The sequence below is a fragment of the Paenisporosarcina sp. NPDC076907 genome (assembly GCF_050269735.1).
Classification (GTDB): domain Bacteria; phylum Bacillota; class Bacilli; order Bacillales_A; family Planococcaceae; genus Paenisporosarcina.
Genome location: NZ_JBNNIX010000002.1, coordinates 343,691 through 365,424 on the forward strand (window position 1 = coordinate 343,691; position 21,734 = coordinate 365,424).

At 39.2% G+C, this 21,734-nt stretch carries 23 protein-coding genes; 3 read left to right on the forward strand and 20 right to left on the reverse strand.

All coding sequences use genetic code 11. The features are described from left to right. Positions 1–82 precede the first annotated feature (82 nt). From folD to ACQKEV_RS09475, 16 genes are all read right to left on the reverse strand, one after another. Entirely contained in the window at positions 83–943 is an 861-nt protein-coding gene (gene folD / locus ACQKEV_RS09400) for a bifunctional methylenetetrahydrofolate dehydrogenase/methenyltetrahydrofolate cyclohydrolase FolD (RefSeq protein WP_427445706.1), read from the reverse strand. Positions 944–962: 19 nt separating this feature from the next. Next, positions 963–1,352: a transcription antitermination factor NusB gene (gene nusB / locus ACQKEV_RS09405; protein ID WP_269927028.1), complete on the reverse strand. Its 390-nt coding sequence runs from the start codon at positions 1,350–1,352 to the stop codon at positions 963–965. Positions 1,353–1,478: 126 nt separating this feature from the next. Beyond that, the gene (locus ACQKEV_RS09410; protein ID WP_427445704.1) at positions 1,479–1,886 is read right to left on the reverse strand and encodes an Asp23/Gls24 family envelope stress response protein; all 408 of its coding nucleotides are present in this window, start codon (positions 1,884–1,886) and stop codon (positions 1,479–1,481) included. 15 nt (positions 1,887–1,901) lie between these two features. Then, the gene (gene accC, locus ACQKEV_RS09415) at positions 1,902–3,254 is read right to left on the reverse strand and encodes an acetyl-CoA carboxylase biotin carboxylase subunit (protein WP_427445702.1); all 1,353 of its coding nucleotides are present in this window, start codon (positions 3,252–3,254) and stop codon (positions 1,902–1,904) included. Between the two features lie 10 nt (positions 3,255–3,264). Continuing rightward, complete coding sequence (gene accB, locus ACQKEV_RS09420) at positions 3,265–3,777, reverse strand: acetyl-CoA carboxylase biotin carboxyl carrier protein (protein ID WP_427445701.1); 513 nt, start codon at positions 3,775–3,777, stop codon at positions 3,265–3,267. 628 nt (positions 3,778–4,405) lie between these two features. Then, entirely contained in the window at positions 4,406–4,948 is a 543-nt protein-coding gene (locus ACQKEV_RS09425) for a SpoIIIAH-like family protein (RefSeq protein ID WP_427445699.1), read from the reverse strand. Beyond that, positions 4,945–5,385: a hypothetical protein gene (locus ACQKEV_RS09430; protein WP_427445697.1), complete on the reverse strand. Its 441-nt coding sequence runs from the start codon at positions 5,383–5,385 to the stop codon at positions 4,945–4,947. The genes ACQKEV_RS09425 and ACQKEV_RS09430 overlap by 4 nt, the downstream gene beginning before the upstream one ends. Before the next feature lie 56 nt (positions 5,386–5,441). Next, positions 5,442–5,603, reverse strand: a complete 162-nt coding sequence (locus ACQKEV_RS09435) for a hypothetical protein (protein WP_427445696.1) — start codon at positions 5,601–5,603, stop codon at positions 5,442–5,444. Further along, positions 5,603–6,508: a stage III sporulation protein AE gene (locus ACQKEV_RS09440; RefSeq protein ID WP_336283212.1), complete on the reverse strand. Its 906-nt coding sequence runs from the start codon at positions 6,506–6,508 to the stop codon at positions 5,603–5,605. Before ACQKEV_RS09440 ends, ACQKEV_RS09435 begins: the two co-directional genes overlap by 1 nt. Positions 6,509–6,918: 410 nt before the next feature. After that, positions 6,919–7,119, reverse strand: coding sequence for a SpoIIIAC/SpoIIIAD family protein (locus ACQKEV_RS09445; RefSeq protein WP_269927019.1), 201 nt, complete (start codon positions 7,117–7,119; stop codon positions 6,919–6,921). A gap of 194 nt (positions 7,120–7,313) precedes the next feature. Next, complete coding sequence (efp, locus tag ACQKEV_RS09450) at positions 7,314–7,874, reverse strand: elongation factor P (protein ID WP_269927018.1); 561 nt, start codon at positions 7,872–7,874, stop codon at positions 7,314–7,316. 16 nt (positions 7,875–7,890) lie between these two features. Continuing rightward, on the reverse strand, positions 7,891–8,952 hold the full coding sequence (locus tag ACQKEV_RS09455; RefSeq protein ID WP_427445694.1) for a M24 family metallopeptidase: 1,062 nt from the start codon (positions 8,950–8,952) through the stop codon (positions 7,891–7,893). Continuing rightward, entirely contained in the window at positions 8,953–9,396 is a 444-nt protein-coding gene (aroQ, locus tag ACQKEV_RS09460; protein WP_427445692.1) for a type II 3-dehydroquinate dehydratase, read from the reverse strand. Positions 9,397–9,456: 60 nt separating this feature from the next. Then, the gene (locus ACQKEV_RS09465; RefSeq protein ID WP_427445691.1) at positions 9,457–9,879 is read right to left on the reverse strand and encodes a hypothetical protein; all 423 of its coding nucleotides are present in this window, start codon (positions 9,877–9,879) and stop codon (positions 9,457–9,459) included. 893 nt (positions 9,880–10,772) lie between these two features. After that, positions 10,773–13,337: a vitamin B12-dependent ribonucleotide reductase gene (locus ACQKEV_RS09470; protein WP_427445689.1), complete on the reverse strand. Its 2,565-nt coding sequence runs from the start codon at positions 13,335–13,337 to the stop codon at positions 10,773–10,775. A 176-nt stretch (positions 13,338–13,513) separates the two neighbouring features. Further along, a complete protein-coding gene (locus ACQKEV_RS09475; protein WP_427445688.1) occupies positions 13,514–14,350 on the reverse strand; it encodes a lipoate--protein ligase family protein in 837 nt (278 codons plus the stop codon). Between the two features lie 101 nt (positions 14,351–14,451). On the opposite strand from ACQKEV_RS09475, the gene ACQKEV_RS09480 reads away from it, so the two are divergent. The 3 genes from ACQKEV_RS09480 (at position 14,452) to ACQKEV_RS09490 (ending at position 16,678) form a co-directional block, all read left to right on the forward strand. After that, a complete protein-coding gene (locus tag ACQKEV_RS09480; RefSeq protein ID WP_424471141.1) occupies positions 14,452–14,832 on the forward strand; it encodes a rhodanese-like domain-containing protein in 381 nt (126 codons plus the stop codon). A gap of 82 nt (positions 14,833–14,914) precedes the next feature. Continuing rightward, a complete protein-coding gene (locus ACQKEV_RS09485) occupies positions 14,915–16,183 on the forward strand; it encodes an ATP-binding protein (RefSeq protein WP_427445687.1) in 1,269 nt (422 codons plus the stop codon). 216 nt (positions 16,184–16,399) lie between these two features. Next, positions 16,400–16,678: a hypothetical protein gene (locus tag ACQKEV_RS09490; protein WP_427445686.1), complete on the forward strand. Its 279-nt coding sequence runs from the start codon at positions 16,400–16,402 to the stop codon at positions 16,676–16,678. 191 nt (positions 16,679–16,869) lie between these two features. Here the strand turns inward: ACQKEV_RS09490 and ACQKEV_RS09495 are convergent, their stop codons facing one another. The 4 genes from ACQKEV_RS09495 to gcvT form a co-directional block, all read right to left on the reverse strand. Then, entirely contained in the window at positions 16,870–17,307 is a 438-nt protein-coding gene (locus ACQKEV_RS09495; RefSeq protein WP_427445685.1) for a hypothetical protein, read from the reverse strand. 289 nt (positions 17,308–17,596) lie between these two features. Next, positions 17,597–19,087, reverse strand: a complete 1,491-nt coding sequence (gene gcvPB, locus ACQKEV_RS09500; protein WP_427445683.1) for an aminomethyl-transferring glycine dehydrogenase subunit GcvPB — start codon at positions 19,085–19,087, stop codon at positions 17,597–17,599. Continuing rightward, entirely contained in the window at positions 19,050–20,396 is a 1,347-nt protein-coding gene (gcvPA, locus tag ACQKEV_RS09505) for an aminomethyl-transferring glycine dehydrogenase subunit GcvPA (protein WP_427445681.1), read from the reverse strand. Before gcvPA ends, gcvPB begins: the two co-directional genes overlap by 38 nt. Before the next feature lie 24 nt (positions 20,397–20,420). Continuing rightward, entirely contained in the window at positions 20,421–21,524 is a 1,104-nt protein-coding gene (gene gcvT / locus ACQKEV_RS09510) for a glycine cleavage system aminomethyltransferase GcvT (protein ID WP_427445680.1), read from the reverse strand. Positions 21,525–21,734: the final 210 nt, after the last annotated feature.

Consider the following 21,734-nt stretch of genomic DNA (forward strand, 5'->3'; position numbering starts at 1 on the left):
GAACTCCTCACGAAGAAGAAATAGAAAAGCTGTCTTTCTATAAGAAAAACAGCTTCTTCCCTTTATTTTACCTGTTTTAACTTCATTTGTCTTGACGCAACTCATTTTCTGCGGATTGCACGGTGTTGGCCATTAACATAGTGATTGTCATCGGTCCGACTCCACCTGGAACTGGTGTTATGTATGATGCTTTTTCTTTTACCGTTTCAAAATCCACATCGCCACACAAACGATTATTTTCATCCCGATTCATGCCAACATCAATGACGACGGCACCGTTTTTAACATATTCACTCGTTATGATTTTTGTTTTACCAACAGCAACCACAAGTATGTCCGCTTGCAATGTAATTTCCTTTAGATTAGGTGTCTTGGAATGCGCATAAGTTACAGTTGCATCTTTTTGTAATAGCAACTGGCCCATTGGTTTTCCGACAATGTGGCTGCGTCCTACTACAACAGCGTGTTTGCCAGAGAGATCAATCCCAGAGAATTCCAGGAGTTTCATCACTCCATATGGCGTACAAGGCAGGAAAGTTTCCTGTCCGAGCATCATTTTCCCAACACTGATTGGATGGAAACCATCAACATCTTTTGTTGGATCTATAGCAGCCAATACAGCTGATTCTCCAATGTGTACCGGTAACGGCAGCTGTACTAAAATGCCATGTATGTTAGGGTCATCATTCAAAGAATGGATTGTTTGTAAGAGTTCACTTTCGGTTAAGTCTGCCTCAAAAGAAAGTAAACGAGAATTCATGCCAAGTGCTTCACACGTTTTTTGTTTATTGGAAACATAGGTCTTCGAAGCTGCGTTGTTACCAACTAAAATAACCGCTAAGCCCGGAGTAATGCCTTGATTCTTCAAGTAAATGATTCGTTCGGTTAAATCATCGCGTATCTCTTGTCCAATTTCTTTTCCGCTAATTAATGCACTCGACATGTCTTAATTCCCCCTGTTGTCAGTTAGAAGTCTCGACCGTATATTTAGATAGAACTCCGTTTACAAACTTGCTTGATTTCTCATCACCAAACGTTTTGCATAATTCAATCGCTTCATTCATTACAACTTTTGAAGGTGCATCTTGCATAAATAACAATTCATAAACTGCCAAACGCAATACTGTGCGTTCAATCTTAGGTAAACGATCCAAAGACCAATTTTCTAATTTTGTTTTAAGTGATTCATCTATTTGCGCTAGCTGTTCAGTCGTTCCACGAACAAGTTTTTCATAGAAAGAATCATTGTCGCCATCTAATACGTGGCTCATTGCTTCTTCAATTGTTAACTCCGTGTTTTCTAACTGAAACAAAGTTTGCAACGCTTTTTCACGAGCTTCTCTACGTTTCATGGGTAGTCTCCTTTTATATGCATTCGAACACATCATAGCATATTTCGCGTACACAAGACATCCTCAAAGGGAAGTTCGAATGTTCAGAAAAAAGCATCGTTCGGATTGACCGAACGATGCTTTAGGTTATTCGTTAGTTGGTTCTTTTTGCTGTTCAAACTGGACGCCCGTAATATGAACATTTACTTCCTGTGTTTCTAGAAGTGTCATATTCAAAATTGCTTGTCGCACTTGGCTTTGAACTTCTTTTGCTACTTTAGGAATTGATGCGCCATATTTCACGGTGCAATAAATTTCAACAAAAAGACCTTGGTCAGTCAACTCTGTTTTGATCCCTTTACCGTGAACTTTTTTACCTAAACGCTCGGCAACTCCAGTTGCAAAACTTCCGCGTGTACCTGCCACTCCTTCAACATCTGTCGTGGCAATGCCTGCGATTACTTCCAGTACTTCTGGAGCTACTTCGATTTTACCTAACTCTTCTTTACCAGCAGGAGTCATTTGCAAATAAGCAGTTGTTGTTTTTTCAGCCATTTCAATCATCCTTTCTTAGGAATTCATAACGTCGTATTTCTCTAAAAACTTCGTATCGAAATCACCAGATTTGAATTCTTCATGGTCCATCAATTTCGCATGGAAAGGAATTGTTGTATAAACACCTTCCACAACAAACTCACTTAGCGCACGCTTCATTTTTGCAACCGCTTCTTCACGAGTATCCGCAAAAGTAATCAGTTTGGCCACCATTGAATCATAGTATGGAGGAATGCTGTAGCCTGAATACATAGCTGAATCCACACGTACACCATTTCCGCCCGGTGCTAGATACATTTCAACTTTTCCAGCTGAAGGCATGAAGTTTTTTGAAGGATTTTCCGCATTGATACGACACTCAATTGCCCACCCTTTAATGGTTACGTCTTCCTGCGTATACGCTAATGTCTCGCCAGAAGCTACTTTAAGCTGCTGTTGAATCAAATCAATGCCTGTCACCATTTCCGTAACAGGATGTTCAACTTGAATACGTGTATTCATTTCCATAAAGTAAAACTTTTGATTAATATGGTCAAATATAAATTCAACTGTTCCCGCACTGCGATAATTCACCGCTAGAGCAGCTTTCACCGCCGCATCTCCCATTTGACTACGGATTTCTGGAGATAAAGCTGGAGATGGCGCTTCTTCTACCAGTTTTTGCATACGACGTTGGATTGAACAATCACGCTCACCTAAATGAATCGCATTTCCAAAATTATCAGCCAGAACCTGAATTTCAACATGTCGGAATATTTCAATGAACTTTTCAATATAAACACCAGGGTTGCCAAAAGCAGCCGCAGCTTCTTTTTGAGTAATCTGAATGCCTTTGACCAGTTCTTCTTCCGTACGTGCCACGCGGATCCCTTTACCGCCACCACCGGCAGTTGCCTTAATAATGACTGGGAAGCCTATTTTATGGGCGATCTCTAAACCTTCTTTTTCGTCCGCCACAATACCAGTAGAGCCCGGTACGACAGGAACACCAGCTTTTCGCATCGTTTCACGTGCAACATCCTTCGTTCCCATTCGTGAGATGGCATCAGATGTTGGACCGATAAACGTGATATTGCATTGTTCACACAGCTCTGCAAAACTTGCATTTTCAGCCAAGAAACCATATCCCGGATGAATCCCATCACAACCCGTCAACTTAGCAACACTAATGATATTGCTAAAGTTCAGATAACTATCTTTCGATTGTTTTGGACCGATACAATAAGCTTCATCCGCCATTTGAACATGCAACGCTTCACGATCTGCTTCCGAATAGACAGCCACTGTTTCAATATCCAACTCTTTACACGCACGAATAATACGAACCGCGATTTCACCGCGATTGGCAATTAAAACTTTTTTCATCATCCGTTCCCCCTCAGTTCGCTTTTACTAAGAACAGAGGTTGGCCGTACTCTACGAGTTGTCCATCTTTTACTAAAATTTCTACAATCTCGCCAGACACTTCTGCTTCGATTTCGTTGAATAATTTCATTGCTTCTACGATACATACAACTCCATCTTCCGTTACTTTATCGCCTACTTGAACATAAGCTGGCACATCCGGTGACGAAGATTGATAGAACGTCCCTACCATTGGTGAAGTAATTTGATGAAGAGAAGCATCATTAACTGCTAATTCTTTTGCTTCAACATCAGTTTTTGCTTCTTTAGCAGTTGGAGCAACCGGTGCTGGATTCACTTCCACTGAAGCAGGTGTTTCAATAGCTGGTGCTGCTGGTTTCGCTTGAGGAACAATTGTTTCAGTAGTTACCTGTACACCATTTTTTTTCAGTTTCACTTTCGTGCCTTCTGCCTCGTAAATAAACTCATCGATTGATGAATGGTCAATTAATTTAATAATTTCACGAATTTCTTGTACTTTTAACATTCCGAACTCCCCTTACCTCGTATCGAATTACGTACCTCTTCTATTTTAGACGTTATTGAGAAAATTTGAAATAGATAACCAAAACTTTTTAAGAGTTGGTACTAATTCGGAAAGTTCGGAGAAGTGAGAAATTAATTATTAGTCAACTATTGTAGCTTATAAATACAATTCCACTCTTATTGAAACCTGAAAGTTTTGACGACAAAACAAATACCTTTCTCCGTGGTTGATCATGGAATCAAGAGTAGTGCATGTTGCGGAATCTTTTAACGAGTATTGATAATTGGTGATTCAAACCGTCATGATCTTTTTTTCAGACGTCATGCCTCGATTTTCAGACGTCATCTCCATTTTTTCAGACGTGAATCGCTAAAAGTCAGACTGAGCGTCCGCTCACTCAAAAGTAACACAGTCGATTGTTTTATTTATTAATTGTAATGGCCATTTATCTTATTTCTCACCACTCCAACGACTTTATATTAACTCACGACTGGTTATCGTCTACTTAGCAGTCAGTTTTGTCCATACAGTACTATAGCAATTCCAATGAGTAAACGATCCGTACTAATTCACTACTAATCTCATATACTCGCAAAAAAAAGGACCTAAATTCGGCCCTTTTCGTTCATTATGAAGCTGGTTGGAATGTTACCGTTACTTTTTTCGCATCTTCCCATTGTTTCATGACAGTGTGAATAATTTGATTTGCTTCGGATTTTCCAAGTTCATCAGCGATTACTGTTACATCCACTTTTCCTGTATCTGTTTGTACCAAGGCATCTGAATATCCTAGTGAACGAATGAGCATTTCAAGCATAGCTTCCGTTGACTCGCGTACAGTTAAATCATTCATATCAGAGTATGCTTCATTCACTTCGTCAGCCGACATTTCGTTAGAAGCAATTCTTGCTGTTAAGTGTTCTTTTAACTGACTGCGTTCGTTTTGTAATTCCATTCTCATTTCTTCAAATAACGCACTTTGAGCATATACTGGTGTCACTGATTCATCTGCAGTTGTGTCATCGACCTTCATTTGATTAAGGTCTTCATCTGAGAAAATAGCTAAACCATCAAAGGGCATATTGTTGGGTTCGTTCACGTAATACACCGAAATTACTGCTACCAAACTTAATAGAGTTAGCATCCACACTGTACGTTTTTTGACTTTCATTTAGAAACCCCTTTCTCATCCATCGGGACGACGACAATTCGATGTTGTGGCAGCAATAATACTGCCGATAAATATTCTTTTAACATTGATCTGGTTTTTGCTTGATCCGCTCCACTGGCTACTACCAATACGGATTGAATAGTGCTTTGCTCACTGGTTGTCTGATCAAACAAGGCAAAGCTAGGTTTTTCCGTAACTGTTTGATGAGGCTCGTTCGTGCCTGTATAAAAAAATAATTCGACTTCACCTACCCCAGCCATTTTTTCCAATGCCGTTTTCAATGAGTTTTCTTGCGATATTGCATCTTGTGACTGACTGGATGAGTTAGATTGCTTGGTGAAAATGGATTCACTGAACAAGAAAAACACCATGAATACCAAGAGACTAGCGAGCAGGATCCCGCTCTTCATTCGATTCGTTTTAATGGATGGAATCACGCTCCTCTCTTAAGTGAGACAGGCATTTGATAAACTATATGACAAGCATTCCTCAACTATTCATAGAAAAAAGAAGAGATAAACAATAAGATATACATGGCTAGTCCCAGTTTGGTATATTCCTCTATCTTTTCGTTGGAATCAGAATGCTGAAAAATTGCCTGAAGAATTTCACTGAGAAGAATAATGAACACTAATCCTTTTAACCAATCAGCCATCATGAACCCCTCATCAGCATCGAGAATTTAACCAATATTACAATAAAAATGGCCGTATAGAAAAAGGCGAAGGCAATCAGGAAAGATAAGATACTTAAGACGAAAATCGATTTTCCGATATCATCCAGAAAACTGGCAAGATCTTCGGGTCCGAATGGTTCAATAATTGCTGCCACCAATCGATAGCAAAAAGCAATACTGATTGTTTTTAATGTAGGAATCAACACAACCAGAAGAATGGTAAAAGCAATACCACCGCCAGTAATGGACGTGATGGATGATGAAAAGCGTGTAAATGTACTTAAACTCTCTGAAAAAAAAGAACCCACAAACGGAATGTTCTGTTGAATGATTTTTTTGATGGGTTCTGTAACTGCACTTGAGATATTCCAGGAGATAAAACCTTGTATAGAAATGAAAAAACTATAGATAACTACAACTGCTGAAACGATACTGAGTAAAGACGTCCGTATAATATCGGTCAGTTTTGAAAACGGGGTAGCTGGATGGAAACGACTGATGAAATCTAGCAGGATGGTGGTCATTAATAACGGGATAAGAATTCTTTCGGTAAGCACCACAGTAAATTGAATAAATACATAGAGTGCAGGATTCCAAATAGAAAATGCCATCGTTCCGCTATTCATTAACAAGCCAGCCGTCAACACGGGATAGACACTCATAAAAACAGTTACCATCTGTCGTGCAAATTGCTGCATAATATGCATGGCATCAATTGCTGGCGTCAGAGTGTACAGCACCGCAATACAAAAAAGGGATAACCTTGTCCATCGTTTGGCCTCAGGAAATAAAATATCGATAATCATCGCAAAAATAATTGCGATGAGAAGTACGATAAAGTATCGGGTTACACCAAAAAAATAGGTATACAAGGGTTCAAGCATGAACCTTCCCACCTCTTTTACACCTAAAATTATTCGATCAAAAGCCGAGTCAGCGTATTAAACATTTGCTGTATGAGTGGCAACCAATAGGTGAGAATCAAAACATGACAACTTATAGATATGATTGGAACAAACGTATTCAAATTTAAATTTCGACACCATTCAATCAAGGCTTCTCCCAAAAACGTCAGGAATACAGAGATTAACAGTACCCGTGCAATTGGAAGTGCTTCTTTCGGAGCTTGTTCTAGTACCTGTCTTACGATTGGAAAGAGCGTTTGGAATAAAATATTTGAGAGTAAAATAAAAAAGAAAAAGCTGAGAATCAGAGGTGAAAATTGCGGAAGGATTTGCTTAAGCAACAACATCAGAAACATAATTACGATTGTGACCAGGATGATTTGCATATCTTACACCGAAATGGTAAGCCATTCGAAAAAAGTGGTGATTTCTTCAAAGAAGAAACGTAGAAAACGCAACATTTCCACGGTCATATACAGATATCCAAATACAAATAAAAAAAATGAAAATTCTTTTTTCCCTGTCTGTTCAAAGAAAAGGTGCAACAATGCAAGAATCAATCCAATTCCTGCCACTCGAATTACATCCATAAATTCCGACTTGTCCCCTCCTCTGTCTATTCATCGTATGCAAAAACGAGCGTAGACATGAAAAAAAGTTGCCAACTGCACGATGTGCAATTAGCAACTCTTTTTTAGGATGTGTGTTATAAAGGCATCGCGACACGTTGCCGCGTATTTAGCCTTCCTGACGCCAGACTAGATTAGACTTGAATTTTTAAAAATTATTGAGCTCTAGAAACGTAAGCTGCTTCTGAAGTATTGATGATTAACTTATCACCTTGGTTGATGAAGAAAGGAACTTGTACAGAAAGACCTGTTTCCAAAATCGCAGGTTTTGTACCGCCACTAGCTGTATCGCCTTTAATACCTGGTTCTGTTTCTGTAACTTCCAAAACAACTGTATTTGGCAATTCAACCCCTAGAGTTTCCCCTTGGTATTGCATGATCTGAACTTCCATGTTTTCACGAAGGAACTTCAATTCATACTCGATTTGGTTTGAATCAAGTTCAATTTGTTCATACGAATCCGTATCCATGAAGTTGTGAGTATCGCCGTTTGCGTATAAATATTGCATTTTACGGTTATCAATTTGAGCTTTTTCCACTTTTTCACCAGCACGGAATGTTTTTTCATTAACAGCACCAGTTCGAATGTTACGTAATTTCGAACGAACAAAAGCAGCACCTTTACCTGGTTTTACGTGTTGGAAATCTAGTACGCGCCAGATTCCGCCGTCTACTTCAATTGTTAAACCTGTTTTAAAATCGTTTACTGAAATCATGAGTGTTCCTCCAAAATTATAAGATAAGTAATTCTTTTGTAGAATGTGTTAATTTTTCAAGTCCTGTCGCTGTCACTACTGCATCATCTTCAATACGAACCCCACCGATACCAGGTAAATAAATGCCTGGCTCAATCGTGATCACCATACCTTCTTCGAGAACTGTTTCCGAACGGAACGATAATCCAGGCCCTTCATGTACTTCCAGTCCGATACCATGTCCTAACGAATGACCGAACGCTTCCCCATATCCTTTGGACTTGATGTAATCACGTGCGATTGCATCTGCCTCAATACCAGTCATACCTGGTTTGATTTTCTCCAAAGACAATAATTGTGCGTCTAGAACAACTTGATAAATTTCTTTCAATTTTTCACTTTGTTCCCCGACAGCTACTGTTCTTGTTACGTCTGATACATATCCATTATACAATGCGCCGAAGTCCAATGTAACAAAATCGCCTTTTTCAATGACTTTATCCGTTGCAACTCCGTGTGGAAGTGCTGATCGAAGCCCTGATGCGACAATGATATCGAATGAAGAAGATGACGCACCTTGTTTGCGCATAAAGAATTCAAGTTCATTGGAAACTTCCAATTCCGTTTTGCCAGGTGCAATAAATGTAAGGATGTGTTCAAAAGCCGCTTCGGCAATATCAGCGGCAGCCTTAATAATAGTAATCTCTTGCGGCGTCTTAATCAAGCGGATTTTCTCAATAAGGCCTGAGACAGGTACTAGTTCTGTATTAACTGCTTTTTTATAGCTTTCATACATCGCATAGCTCATGTCGTCTTTCTCAAAACCTACTTTTTTCACATTCATTTTTTCCAGTTGTACACTGACTTCTTCCAACATCGTTTTCGTGTGTTGAACGATTTCAAAGTTCTGGATCTGTTTTGCTGCTTGTTCCGTGTAACGGAAATCCGTAATAAAAACCGCTTGATCTTTAGAAACGATTGCTACACCAGCCGTCCCAGTGAAATCAGTTATGTATCGGCGATTGTGACCGCTTGTAATTAGCAATGCATCAATCTGATGTTCCTCTAATGCTGAACGTAATTTAGACAATTTCTCCATTTAAGATTCCCCTTTTCTTCTATGTAAAAATGTTTCTAGTGCCAATGTATAACCGAATATTCCTAGACCACAAATTTGACCGACACAAACAGGAGCTAGGACAGATTGGTGACGAAAACTTTCTCTGCTATGGATATTGGAAATATGAACCTCTATTACCGGAACTGTTATGGAAGAAATAGCATCACGAATTGCGTAACTTGTGTGCGTATACGCTCCCGGGTTGAAAATAATACCATCGATTTGATCGTCTTCAGCATCATGAAGCCAATCGATCAATTCACCTTCATGGTTCGATTGCTTGCATTGGACGGTAACTTCCGATTGCTTTCCTCGGTTTTTCATCATTTGTTCCAAATCTTCCAATGTCTCATATCCGTAAATAGCAGGTTCACGTTTACCTAAACGATTCAGGTTCGGTCCATTTAAACAAAGAAATTTCATCTTTTTCCCTCCAGTTCCATCGTGCCCCCTTCATTTTATCATAACAAATAGTTGCAGCAACTACTTTCGTTTGTCCTCGTAAACCTCTTGATCATAATAAACAATAGTCTCAGCAAGCGCTCGACTAATAATTAAAATCGAAGTTACTATTGGGATAGATTTCCAACTAATATGAGAGAAATTTTGATAAATACTCCATTCCAACAAAATCCAAATGGCCAATCCCACGGCGATTGAAGTGGCAAAAGCAGGCATTTTTTTAATCAGTAAAAATAGCCCCATCGCAATATTTATGACCATGAAAATGACAAGGAAAGTAAGAACCCATTTCACAAATGGGTGTGCCGCGGAAAACACTTGCCACTTATCGGTCCAACGTATGGGATTCCATGTAATATAATCAAATACAAACAGAAACTTCAACATGATTGTAAAGGCTAAGGCGTGTGCTGAAGATATTGTAATAAAGTGTGTTGCTTTCATTCCAATCACTATCCTTTCTATCTAATCAATTTTGACTAACCTCACTCTCTCTATTCATAGATATAGTCCTTTTCCAAAAAAATTAGTACAATAGGTAACTCAACTTTCTCAGCATGAAATACACTTTCACCTTACTGAAACCTAAAAAAGACTTGTTTAATATAGAATCTTGAATTAAGAAGGAAATGTCTTTCTCGATGCATTTACCTGGAATCACATCGACTTCCAGCTCGCTTTGGACTTCAATTTACTGCACCTTTGACCTGAACCTCTGGTAAAGTGACGTTATCACTTCTCCAGAGTCTTTCTCTTGGTCAATCCTGCTGCGAATTTTCGTCCATCGCACCACGGAAATCGATGTGCCCATGTTTTAGTGCTTTTGGGTAACGAAAGATACGACACCTAGTCTCGGGAAAACAACCAGCCAAAGATGAAATTTTGGCTGGTTCCTTCATTTTTTATCCGGTTGTGCGAAGCTTATTTCTATATCGTATATAGTGTGAACGGTTTTCAGTTGTTGATCTAGGACAAACCCGGCTCTTAATTGTAATATATGACGCTCATGTAGGAAAAATTGAGCTCCACGTAGGAAATTTTGGCGTTGACGTAGGAATAATCGACGTTCACGTTGTAAATGTATCTTTTAGCATATGCTTCTTCTCGGCAAAACCAAATCCGCACCAATACCTTCCTAGTTTCTGAGCTTCACTACATAATAAGCTTTCTGTTTTGAAGAATAACCTATTAAAGAACGAATCTTGAACGACCTAGGCAATGGCCATTGCATCGTTCAATAAGTTTATTGAAGTCAAAAAAACGCACGTTGTATCGAAATGATACAACGTGCGTTTTTTTGTTTTGTCATTCAAGTGCTGACTTAATGGGCTCAGTGTTTATAGTCCACATTTTAATTGAGCACCGCAATTTGTACATGTATTGCAGCCACCCATTTCTTTTACTGTTCCCTGTCGGCAAACCGGACAAGTATTCCCAACTTCAGAACCGATTGTGACATTTGTCGAACGTAAATCTTGAATCGTATCAATCAGTACCACTGGACGTTTCCCAATGATGGTTTCTTCATAATGATGTTCATCCATTACGTTCTCTTCGGCTTTTAAAGTAAGTACTTGAGCATCTCGACTTCCATCGACATAAACAGTCCCACCTTTAGCCCCACCGCGATAAAGTCTTTCATACACGCCTTGCACCTGTTCTACTGTATATCCACGTGGCGCATTGACTGTTTTCGAAATGGAACTGTCAATCCAGCGTTGAATGATACATTGCACATCGGCATGAGCTTCTGGTGCCAATTCCATAGAAGCAACAAACCATTCAGGCAAGGTCTGCTCATCTGCTTCAGGATTTGCGTTCAAGTATTCCTGAACGATATCTGCTTTTACTTCTATGAATTTACCAAGACGACCACTGCGATAGTAAGTAAAAGAGAAATAAGGCTCAAGACCCGTTGATACGCCTACTAATGTACCTGTAGAACCCGTCGGTGCAACAGTTAATAAGTGAGAGTTGCGAATGCCTTGTTCTTTGATTGACTGGCGAATATGTTCAGGCATTTTTTTCATAAATCCAGTATTGATGAAAGCATCACGCAAACGGTTTGTTTCTTCATCAGTTTCACCTTGCAAGAACGGGAAACTACCTCTTTCCGAAGCAAGTTCAGCAGACGTTTCGTATGCCGTTACTGCTATCGTTTCGAAAATTTGATCAACAAGTACATTTCCTTCGTCAGAACCATACTCTTTTTCACAATAGATTAATAAGTCCGCCAGACCCATCACACCTAGGCCTACTCGGCGTTCTCCTAGTGCTTGTACTTTATTTGCCTCAAGGAAATATGGAGTAGCATCAATGACGTTGTCCTGCATACGAACTCCGACACGAACAGTTTCTTTCAGACTTTCAAAATCGACTGTTTTCGTATCTTTCTGTGCAAACTGCGCTAAATTCACTGCCGCCAAGTTGCAAACTGAATTTGGTGCTAATGGTTGTTCTCCACACGGGTTGGTAGCAACCACTTGTTGTCCATAAGCTTTAGCATTGGTCATCTCGTTCGCATTGTCGATAAAGAAAATACCTGGCTCTGCAGAATACGTTGCACAAATGTTAATGAGATTCCACAAATCTTTTGCTTTCATCGTACGGTAAGTACGGATGGCATGTCCTTGTTTTTCCCATTCACGCACGTCCCCGACTTCGTGCCATTTCTCATTGTACGTTGCCATTTCTTCAGCTGAATAACTTTCAACAGCTGGGAATCGTAACTCGTGAACTCCGTCTTCCTCCACAGCTTTCATGAAATCGTCTGTCAACGTTACTGAAATATTAGCACCTGTTAAAAATTCCGAATTATTGACACTATATGTGCCGCCGTCATGCAGCTTCGTTTCTGCATCTCGTATAATTGCGTCACTGAAACCACCCAGACCAGGAATCGTTTTGTAGTTTACAATACCTTGATACATTGCTTCTTCTTGTTGTGTCAAAGCTTTAAATTTAAGTTTGTCTTTAGCTAATTGCTTAATCGTTTCATCATTTGTATTTTCAATCAAGAAACGCAGGATTCTTGGATTTTGCATCTTGGAAATGATGAATTCCGCAATGTCCGGATGCCAATCGGCCAACATAATCATTTGAGCCCCTCTGCGACTGCCTCCCTGCTCAACCAGATGTGTAAGTTTAGCTATATCATCTAACCAGGAAACGGAACCAGATGATTTACCATTCACACCTTTTGCTAGTGTATTGCGTGGACGCAATGTTGATCCGTTTGTTCCAACACCACCACCGCGACTCATTATTTCCATGACTTGTTTACGGTGATCGGAAATGCCTTCACGGGAATCAGGCACAAATGGCATGACATAACAATTGAAATATGTAACATCTGTTCCTGCGCCAGCTCCATAAAGCACGCGACCTGCTGGAATAAATTTCAATTGTACCAATTGCTCATAAAACTTCTCAAACCATTCTTGTTTCTTCTCTTCAGATGTTTCAACAGAAGCAAGTCCGGTCGCATTGCGTTTTGCAATTTGCTCATAGAAAACTTCCAGAGGTTTTTCGATGACATTAATGGAACGATTGACAATGCCCGACTCCAGTTCCGTTCGATCATCAATTGCACTACGGTAATCTTCTTCAATTAAAACACGTGCTTTATTTGTCGAATGATCGATGGAAACAATATAACCCAATCCACGTGCAGGGAATTTCGGGTCTTCCTTCACTGTCAATACGACAAAATCGCCTTCTTTTAGTGTTTTCTTTTCAGTATCTTTAAATGAATAGCGGTCAATCATGACTAACCTGGATACACCTTTGTGAGTTAATGTCATGTCATTCGTGATGGGATGGACTTGAGGGAAAGAAACGATGTCTTTGTTCAAAGTTTCAATGTTTAATTGCCCAATTTTTTGATTAGAAATTAGTACCATTAGCTACTCCTCCTTAATTAACAGAAAAAACACAACATATAGTGTTATACGTTGTGTTTAGGGTACTATATATTGACATCTAAATCAAATAATGTGGAAGTATGTTCGAACATACACACATCGCGTCTATAGTAAAATAGAACTTATTTTTCGATAAAATTAATTCCTTTTACCTACTATTTACGGTATGTCCATTCATCATTTGCATAGCGTCGAATCTCTAGCTGTTTTACATATTCCATTTGCTCGATTGTTAGCATATATGGTTGAAAATTGATATCAAGACCTTCAGCAAAACCTTCTTTAAAAGCGTCTACACACTCTTCAATTGTGACAGGAGTTTCCCGCAAATGATTGATTGCTACCGCTTTTTTTGAGAGACTTCTACGCACTCGTTCCTTCACTTCATCTGATGGATAGTTAAACAATGATACTAATTTATCTTCATCTAAATCCAAAAGAATCGCTCCATGCTGAAGAATAACACCTTTTTGTCTTGTTTGTGCACTACCAGCTACTTTTTTACCTTCTACTACTAATTCATACCATGAAGGCGCATCAAAACAGACGGCACTTTTCGGATTTTTTAAATCACTCTTCTTTTCTTCCGTGTCTGGGACTGAGAAATATGCGTTCAACCCAAGTTTTTGGAAGCCAATCAAAAGTCCTTCACTTAACACGCGGTAGGCTTCTGTAACGGTCGCGGGCATATTGGGATAATCTTCACTGACAATAATGCTATATGTTAATTCATGTTCATGCAAAACACCACGTCCACCAGTGGGACGACGGACAAAACCTAAATTATGATTTCTGACGGCATCCATGTTGATCTCTTTTTCTACATTTTGAAAATAACCGATGGATAGTGTTGCAGGTGTCCACCCATAAAAACGAACAATTGGTGGTAGGAGTCCTTCACTATGCCAGTCCAGTAACGCTTCATCCAGTGCCATATTGAAGGACGGACTGCAAGCTCCAGAGTTTATAAAATACCAAATTGGTTTAGACATCTTTTTTCCTCCTCACAATGCTATTCATATTAACAAACTCGTTGTATTGTGGCTATACTTTCTTTTATAATAAGAACATAGATAGAAAGGGGAAAGTTGTCTTGACACTTATATACATTATCACTGCTGCATTGTTTGGTTTGATTGTTTACTTTTTAATCTCATCAATGCGATTAAAGAAAGCAGTATCAGGTTTAACACAAGAACAATTTATTGAAGGCTATCGCAAAGCACAGCTTGTGGATGTTCGTGAACCAAAAGAATTTGAAGGTGGACATATTCTGGGAGCACGTAATATTCCTTCATCACAAATGCGTCAGCGTTTTAAAGAAATCCGTGCGGATAAACCCGTATACTTATATTGCCAAAATAGTGCAAGAAGTGCACGTACTGCATTGTTCCTTCAGAAAAAAGGTTATAACCAGATTTACCAACTGCAAGGCGGTTTCCGTCAGTGGACGGGGAAAATTAAAACAAAATAATTTATTCAAAGTTCTTCCAAACGGAGGAACTTTTTTTCAAATTAAAACGTATGTATGGAGTCAAACAATAACGGAGGTCACTATGAAACCAAACACACTTATTTCTCATCATGAAAATACAAGAGAATCACTTCCGCACTATGAAGATCTTGCGTTTGTTTCCCGCAGAATTATCGAAACTTTGGAAAACAGACTGTCAGGTACATGGCAGCAAATATACATTGGAGAAACCATTGCTCAACTTGATGCACATGTTCTTGAAATGATGGAAAAAGGATTACTTTCATATGAACCCCTCAGTCATATTTATGAATCTCGGACTCTTGGTAAAGTGGCGGCAACTTCCGAAGATGCAAATGATAACCTTTTGAAAGTCGTAAATACTTTTGAGAATCAAATCATCTATTTCCCTGATCATGAAGTGGCATTAACGGTTATTTATTTCTACACAACAGACCATAGTTGGCCAGAATTTCAATGCTATGCCCAGTCAGCTGAAAAAGCGTTGGAATTCCTAAAAGACATCAATGAAAAACTACGTCAAATGCTGATGCAGTCCGTAACCTTTCTAGTAGACACAGAGGACGGTGTGAAACGACGGAATTACGGTGAGCATGCTGTAGTCAGCCGCGAGGAAGTCATGTTAGAAGAATCAATTAAACAGGACATATTTCGTTCCATTGATCAGTTCTTTACGGCGGATGGCCAATTTTTCAAAGAATACGGATTGCCATACAAACGAGGAATTTTGTTGTATGGGTCACCAGGTAACGGAAAAACAACGCTTGTAAAATCGATTACGGGGTCAACCAATGCACCAGTTGTTTATTGGCAAATCACAGAGTTCACTGGTAGTCATTCAATACAGGAAGTGTTTGGCATTGTAACAAGATTGGCACCTGCCATTCTTGTTATCGAAGATATCGATTCCATGCCGGAATACACTCGCTCCGTCTTTCTCAATACACTGGATGGCACACAATTGCGTGAAGGGCTGTTTATCATCGGAACAACCAACTACCCGCAAAAAATAGATCCCGCTTTGATTAATCGAGCCGGCAGATTCGATCGTGCTTACGAAATTCCAGCACCTTCTTTATCCGTACGCGAACACTACTTAAGAAAAATGGATTTGAAAGATATTTTCTCAAAAGAACAAGTACACGATATGGCAAAACTGACAAAAGGCTTATCCATTTCCCAATTAAATGAATTGTATATGTCAGTCGCACTGAATTGGCATTACGACGGCGAACTTGCTTACGAAGAACGAATTAAAGAGCTGCAAAAACAAAATAAACGGTCAAAGAAAAATGATTGGGAACATGAAGAAGCATCCATTGGATTTTAACAAAATCAAGTATTTAATAATGAAACCAAATTAGCATCGCATTTTGCGATGCTTTTTTTAATGGTTAAAATCGAACAAAAAAACAACCAATAGGCTGAGTTTCCTATCCAATATTTTTTTGCCAAAAATAACTTTAAAATACGTTTTTCCGTTTACATGAATATGACTTGGAAAGGCAAACTAATATGAACCTTAATTCAGAAAGGAAGATGTACTGTGGGCAGAGATGATAATAAATCAACGAGTAATAATAAAAACTCCTTACCTCAAACGCCGAAAACCCAAAAAACTCCAAGAGAACGGATAAAAGAAGAAACAGCGAGTGAATTTGCAGAAATAGGTTCCAAAGCATTGGAAGTTTTAAACAAGACCACTAATCAAAAAATTGCACCAGATCATATTAAAGCTGAACTCGCGCGTGAATTTGCAGAAATAGGTACCAAATCGTTAAAAGGTAAAAACACATCCATCCTATACACAACTAAGAAAGAGTAGCTTTACACAATTCAACAAAAAATATGCACTCACAACAAATACCTTTTGTATTGTGGGTGCATTCCCCACTGATTTCACAAAAATGAAATAGTTGCTCAGGCAAACAGCCCCAGTTTTAAGCTTTTCTAACACCAAACATTTTTGCGTTTAAAACATGCATCCCTCTATCAACGTGTCGTAAAGTTGATCGACTAAAGTTGCCTTGATCTTAAAACAACGAATCCAAGTAATAAAACACCTACCCCAATTAAGATCCATGAATAACCGCTATACAGAATATCTGTAATATGGAAAGGTGCCTCGTGTACATACTCTGCTTTAATAAAGTTGTTTGGTTTTGATTCCACAGCAATGGCTTCACTCGTAGAAACTTCTTTAATTTCAAAGTACCGTGTGCCAATTTTATAATAATTAGAGGCGTTTCCGAAATATTTACCGCTATGTTCATCAGCTTTAGTTTCCACTTTTCCAATCATATCGCCTAACTCACTTTGTGTGATAGGAATACCTTCTTTAACTTCGTAGACTTTTCCGTTATGTACAACAAACGAATACGCCCAGGATAAAGCACTCGTAGAAGTTGAGTAAAAAAACAAACAAGCGATAAATAAATACACAATTTTTTTCAATTATTTTCTCCTTAGAGTGTAATTTGTTTAACTATTTTCTGCGATGAAGCCCCAAAAACCATAATCACAGAAAATTACTAATTACTAATTACTAATTACTAATACCTATATTCTTCTTAGTCCCTGCCATGTTCGCTCAATTTGTAACATAGTTCTCTTTTATTAATTATACCAATAATATCCAATTACAACTAAGAAATATGAAAAATGAACCAGAAAATAACAGTATAGGTTAACAGAAATTTAAATAAAGAAAGAGAGCTCGTGAATGAGCTCTCTTCCTTTTTCATTATGCTTTTTTATATCGCAATACTGGTGTACGTGCAGCTTTTGTCTCGTCTAGACGTTTAATAACCGTCGTATGAGGAGCTTGTTGCACGATTTCTGGTGTTTCTTCAACTTCTTTGGCAATTTGGATCATCGCATCGATGAACGCATCCAATGTTTCTTTGGATTCCGTTTCTGTCGGTTCGATCATCATCCCCTCTTCCACATTCAATGGGAAGTAGATTGTTGGCGGATGGTATCCGAAGTCAAGCAGGCGTTTTGCCATATCCAACGTACGTACGCCCAATTTCTTCTGACGGCGACCACTTAACACAAATTCATGTTTGCAATGACGGTCATACGGTAAATCGAAGTGAGGTTGCAGGCGACGCATCATATAGTTTGCATTCAGTACCGCATATTCTGTTACAGCTTTCAATCCGTCTGGACCCATTGAACGGATGTACGTATAGGCACGTACATTGATTCCGAAGTTACCATAGAAAGGTTTCACTCGACCGATTGATTGTGGACGATTGTAATCGAAGTGGTATCCTTCTTCTGTTTTCACGAGCACAGGTTTTGGTAAGAATGGGATCAAGTCTTTCTTCACGCCAACAGGGCCAGATCCAGGTCCACCGCCACCATGTGGTCCTGTGAATGTTTTATGCAAGTTTAAATGAACACAGTCGAAGCCCATATCTCCTGGACGTGCTTTAGACATAACTGCATTTAAGTTTGCACCATCATAGTACAACTTCCCGCCAACACCATGAATAATTGCAGCCATTTCTAAAATGTTTTCTTCAAATAATCCTAAAGTATTCGGATTCGTCAACATTAAAGCTGCTGTGTCGTCTCCAACTACTCGTTTTAGATCTTCTAAATCAACTAAGCCATTTTCGTCTGATTTCACTGTGATCGTATCAAATCCAGCAACTGTAGCTGATGCAGGATTTGTACCATGTGCGGAGTCAGGTACGATTACTTTTGTACGATGTGTATCCCCATTTGCTTCATGGAAAGCACGAATCATCATAAGAGCTGTCCACTCACCATGAGCACCTGCAGCCGGTTGAAGGGTTAAATCATCCATTCCCGTAATCTCAATCAAATGTTCTTGTAGGTCATACATTAATTCCATTGCACCTTGAACAGTATCTTCGTCCTGAAGTGGATGAATATTCGCGAATCCTGGGAAACGCGCTACTGATTCATTGATTTTCGGATTGTATTTCATTGTACAAGAACCCAGTGGATAGAATCCTGAATCGACACCATGATTACGTTTGGAAAGGGCTGTATAGTGACGCATAATGTCCAATTCCGATACTTCCGGTAGCTCTGCTGCTTCTTCGCGAAGCAAGCCTTCTGGCAATAGTGTTGATAAATCGACTTCAGGAATATCAAGTTCCGGTAAGCTGTAACCCACGCGGCCCTCTTTCGTCATTTCAAAAATTAGTGGTTGGTTATCTTTATGCACGGAAAGACCCCATTTCTTGCACAAGTGCATCGATTTCTTCTTTCGTCCGTTGTTCAGTTACAGCGATTAACGTATGACCTTCCAAGTTCTCATCAACTTTCCCTAAGTCGAATCCACCAAGAATGCCCTTATTAAACAACTCTTTATTTAGCGCTGTTATGGATGTTTTAACGTTGACAACGATTTCGTTGAAGTGTGGACCTTGGTACACCACTTCAAACCCTGCCGCTTCAAATGCTTTCTTCGCATAGTTTGTTTTAAGGATATTTTGAGTGGCAATTTCCTGCACACCTTTTTTCCCAAGTGCTGTCATTGCTACTGAAGCTGCAAGAGCATTTAACGCTTGGTTTGAGCAAATGTTAGAAGTCGCTTTGTCACGACGAATATGTTGCTCACGCGCTTGTAAGGTCAAAACAAAACCTCGACGGCCAACTTCATCCGTTGTTTCACCTACTAAACGACCTGGAACTTTACGCATCAATTTAGTCGTAACCGCAAAATAACCACAGTGTGGTCCACCGAACGATTCCGAGATTCCGAATGGCTGCGCATCCCCTACAACAATATCTGCGCCAAGTTTACCTGGGGAAGTCAAAATTCCAAGTGCCAATGGATTAGAAGAAACTACCATCAAAGCTTTAGCTTCGTGTGTGACTGCTTCCACTTTGCGCAGGTCTTCAACTTGACCGTAAAAGTTAGGATATTGAACAAGAACCGCTGCTGTATTGTCGTCAATCATTTCGTTTAATGCATCAATATCTGTAACGCCGTCTTTCGTCGGAACTTGAACAACTTCAATCGACTGTCCCAACGCGTACATACGAACCACATCTTGAGATTCGGGATTAACCGCACCAGAAATAAGAAGCTTTTTACGTTTTGTATGACCAGCTGCTAGCATCCCTGCCTCTGCAAGTGCTGTTCCACCGTCATACATGGAAGAGTTTGCTAGATCCATTCCTGTCAATTCACAAATCATTGTCTGGAATTCAAAAATGGCCTGTAGTTCACCTTGTGAAATTTCCGGCTGATAAGGCGTGTAAGCTGTATAGAATTCCGAGCGTGAAATCACATGGTCTACAATAATTGGTTTATAGTGATCGTAAACACCAGCACCTAAAAATGATGCATATGCTTTATTGTCCGCATTTTTCGCAGCCATCTGAGACAACTCTTTTAATAAAGAAGACTCTGATTTGGCCGGTTTAATTTGATATTGTCCTTGGAAACGAACTTTTTCTGGAATGTCCGAAAACAGCTCATCTATAGAAGAAACACCAATTGTATCCAACATTTCTTTTTGATCTTGTTCCGTCATAGGCAAGTAACGATGTTTCATTGGGTCATGACCTCTTTCCAACAATTATTTTTGGCGTTTATAAAACGGAGTTGCCACAGTAACAGCCTTTAACCGCTTGCCGCGAATCTCCACTTCAACTTCAGTTCCAAGCTCAGTAAATTTACTGACAATCAACCCTAATCCGATATTTTTCTTCAGCGTGGGAGATTGTGTACCAGTAGTAACTTCCCCGATCACTTCATCATCTTTAATAATCTTATATCCATGTCTTGGTATACCTTTGTCAATCATTTCCAAGCCAACTAACTTACGTGGTACACCTGCTTCTTTTTGCCCTACAAGTGCTTTTTGACCAATAAAGTCATCTTCTTTTTTCAATTTCACAGCAAAACCGATACCTGCCTCAAGCGGTGAAATATCTCTAGAAAGTTCTTGACCGTAAAGAGCTAAACAAGATTCAAAACGAAGAGTATCGCGAGATCCCAGACCACAAGGAAGTACACCGTCTTCTTTTCCTTCTTCAAGGATCAAGTCCCATAAAGCGATGATGGATTCAGGAGTAGCGTAAATCTCAAAGCCATCTTCACCTGTATAGCCTGTACGTGAAACCAAAGCTTCGTAATCTCCAATTTTCACATCCGTTTTGAACTTGAAGAAACCTATTTCACTTAAATCTTCTTTTGTCAGACATTGTAGAACTTTTTCTGCAAGTGGTCCTTGCAACGCAAGTTGACCATATGAATCTGAAACATTATGTACAGTCGTGTCACCAATCATAAACTTTGTCATCCACTCAAAATCTTTTTCGATATTTGAAGCATTGACTACCAGCAAATAATCATTTTGATCGACTTTATAAACAAGTAAATCGTCGACAGTTCCACCGTCTTCGTAGCACATCGCACTATATTGAGCTTGGCCGTTTTGAAGCTTAGAAACGTCGTTTGTCAGTAATTTTTGTAGATAGGACAAGCTGTCTTCACCACGAACGATAATTTCACCCATATGTGATACATCAAATAATCCCGCTTTTGTACGTACTGCTTCATGTTCTTCTTTTATACTGGAGAATTGAACAGGTAGTTCCCATCCGCCAAAATCAATCGTTTTGCCACCGTATGTTTTGTATGAATTAAATAACGGAGTGCGTTTTAAATTTTCTGACAATTCATTTTCCTCCTCTTCACTTAAAAAGCAACTGTTCTCTTTCGGGAGAAACATTTCCCCCAATTTTTCTTAAGAAATGATTGAAATCAAGCAAACTTATTTTTACACAAAAAAGGACAGAGAATCCCCTTTATGTGAGAATTCTCTGTCCTGGCACCTGAAAGTTTACCTGAAATCGGCTTTCCTCTTTGGTAGCTATAAGATTCAATA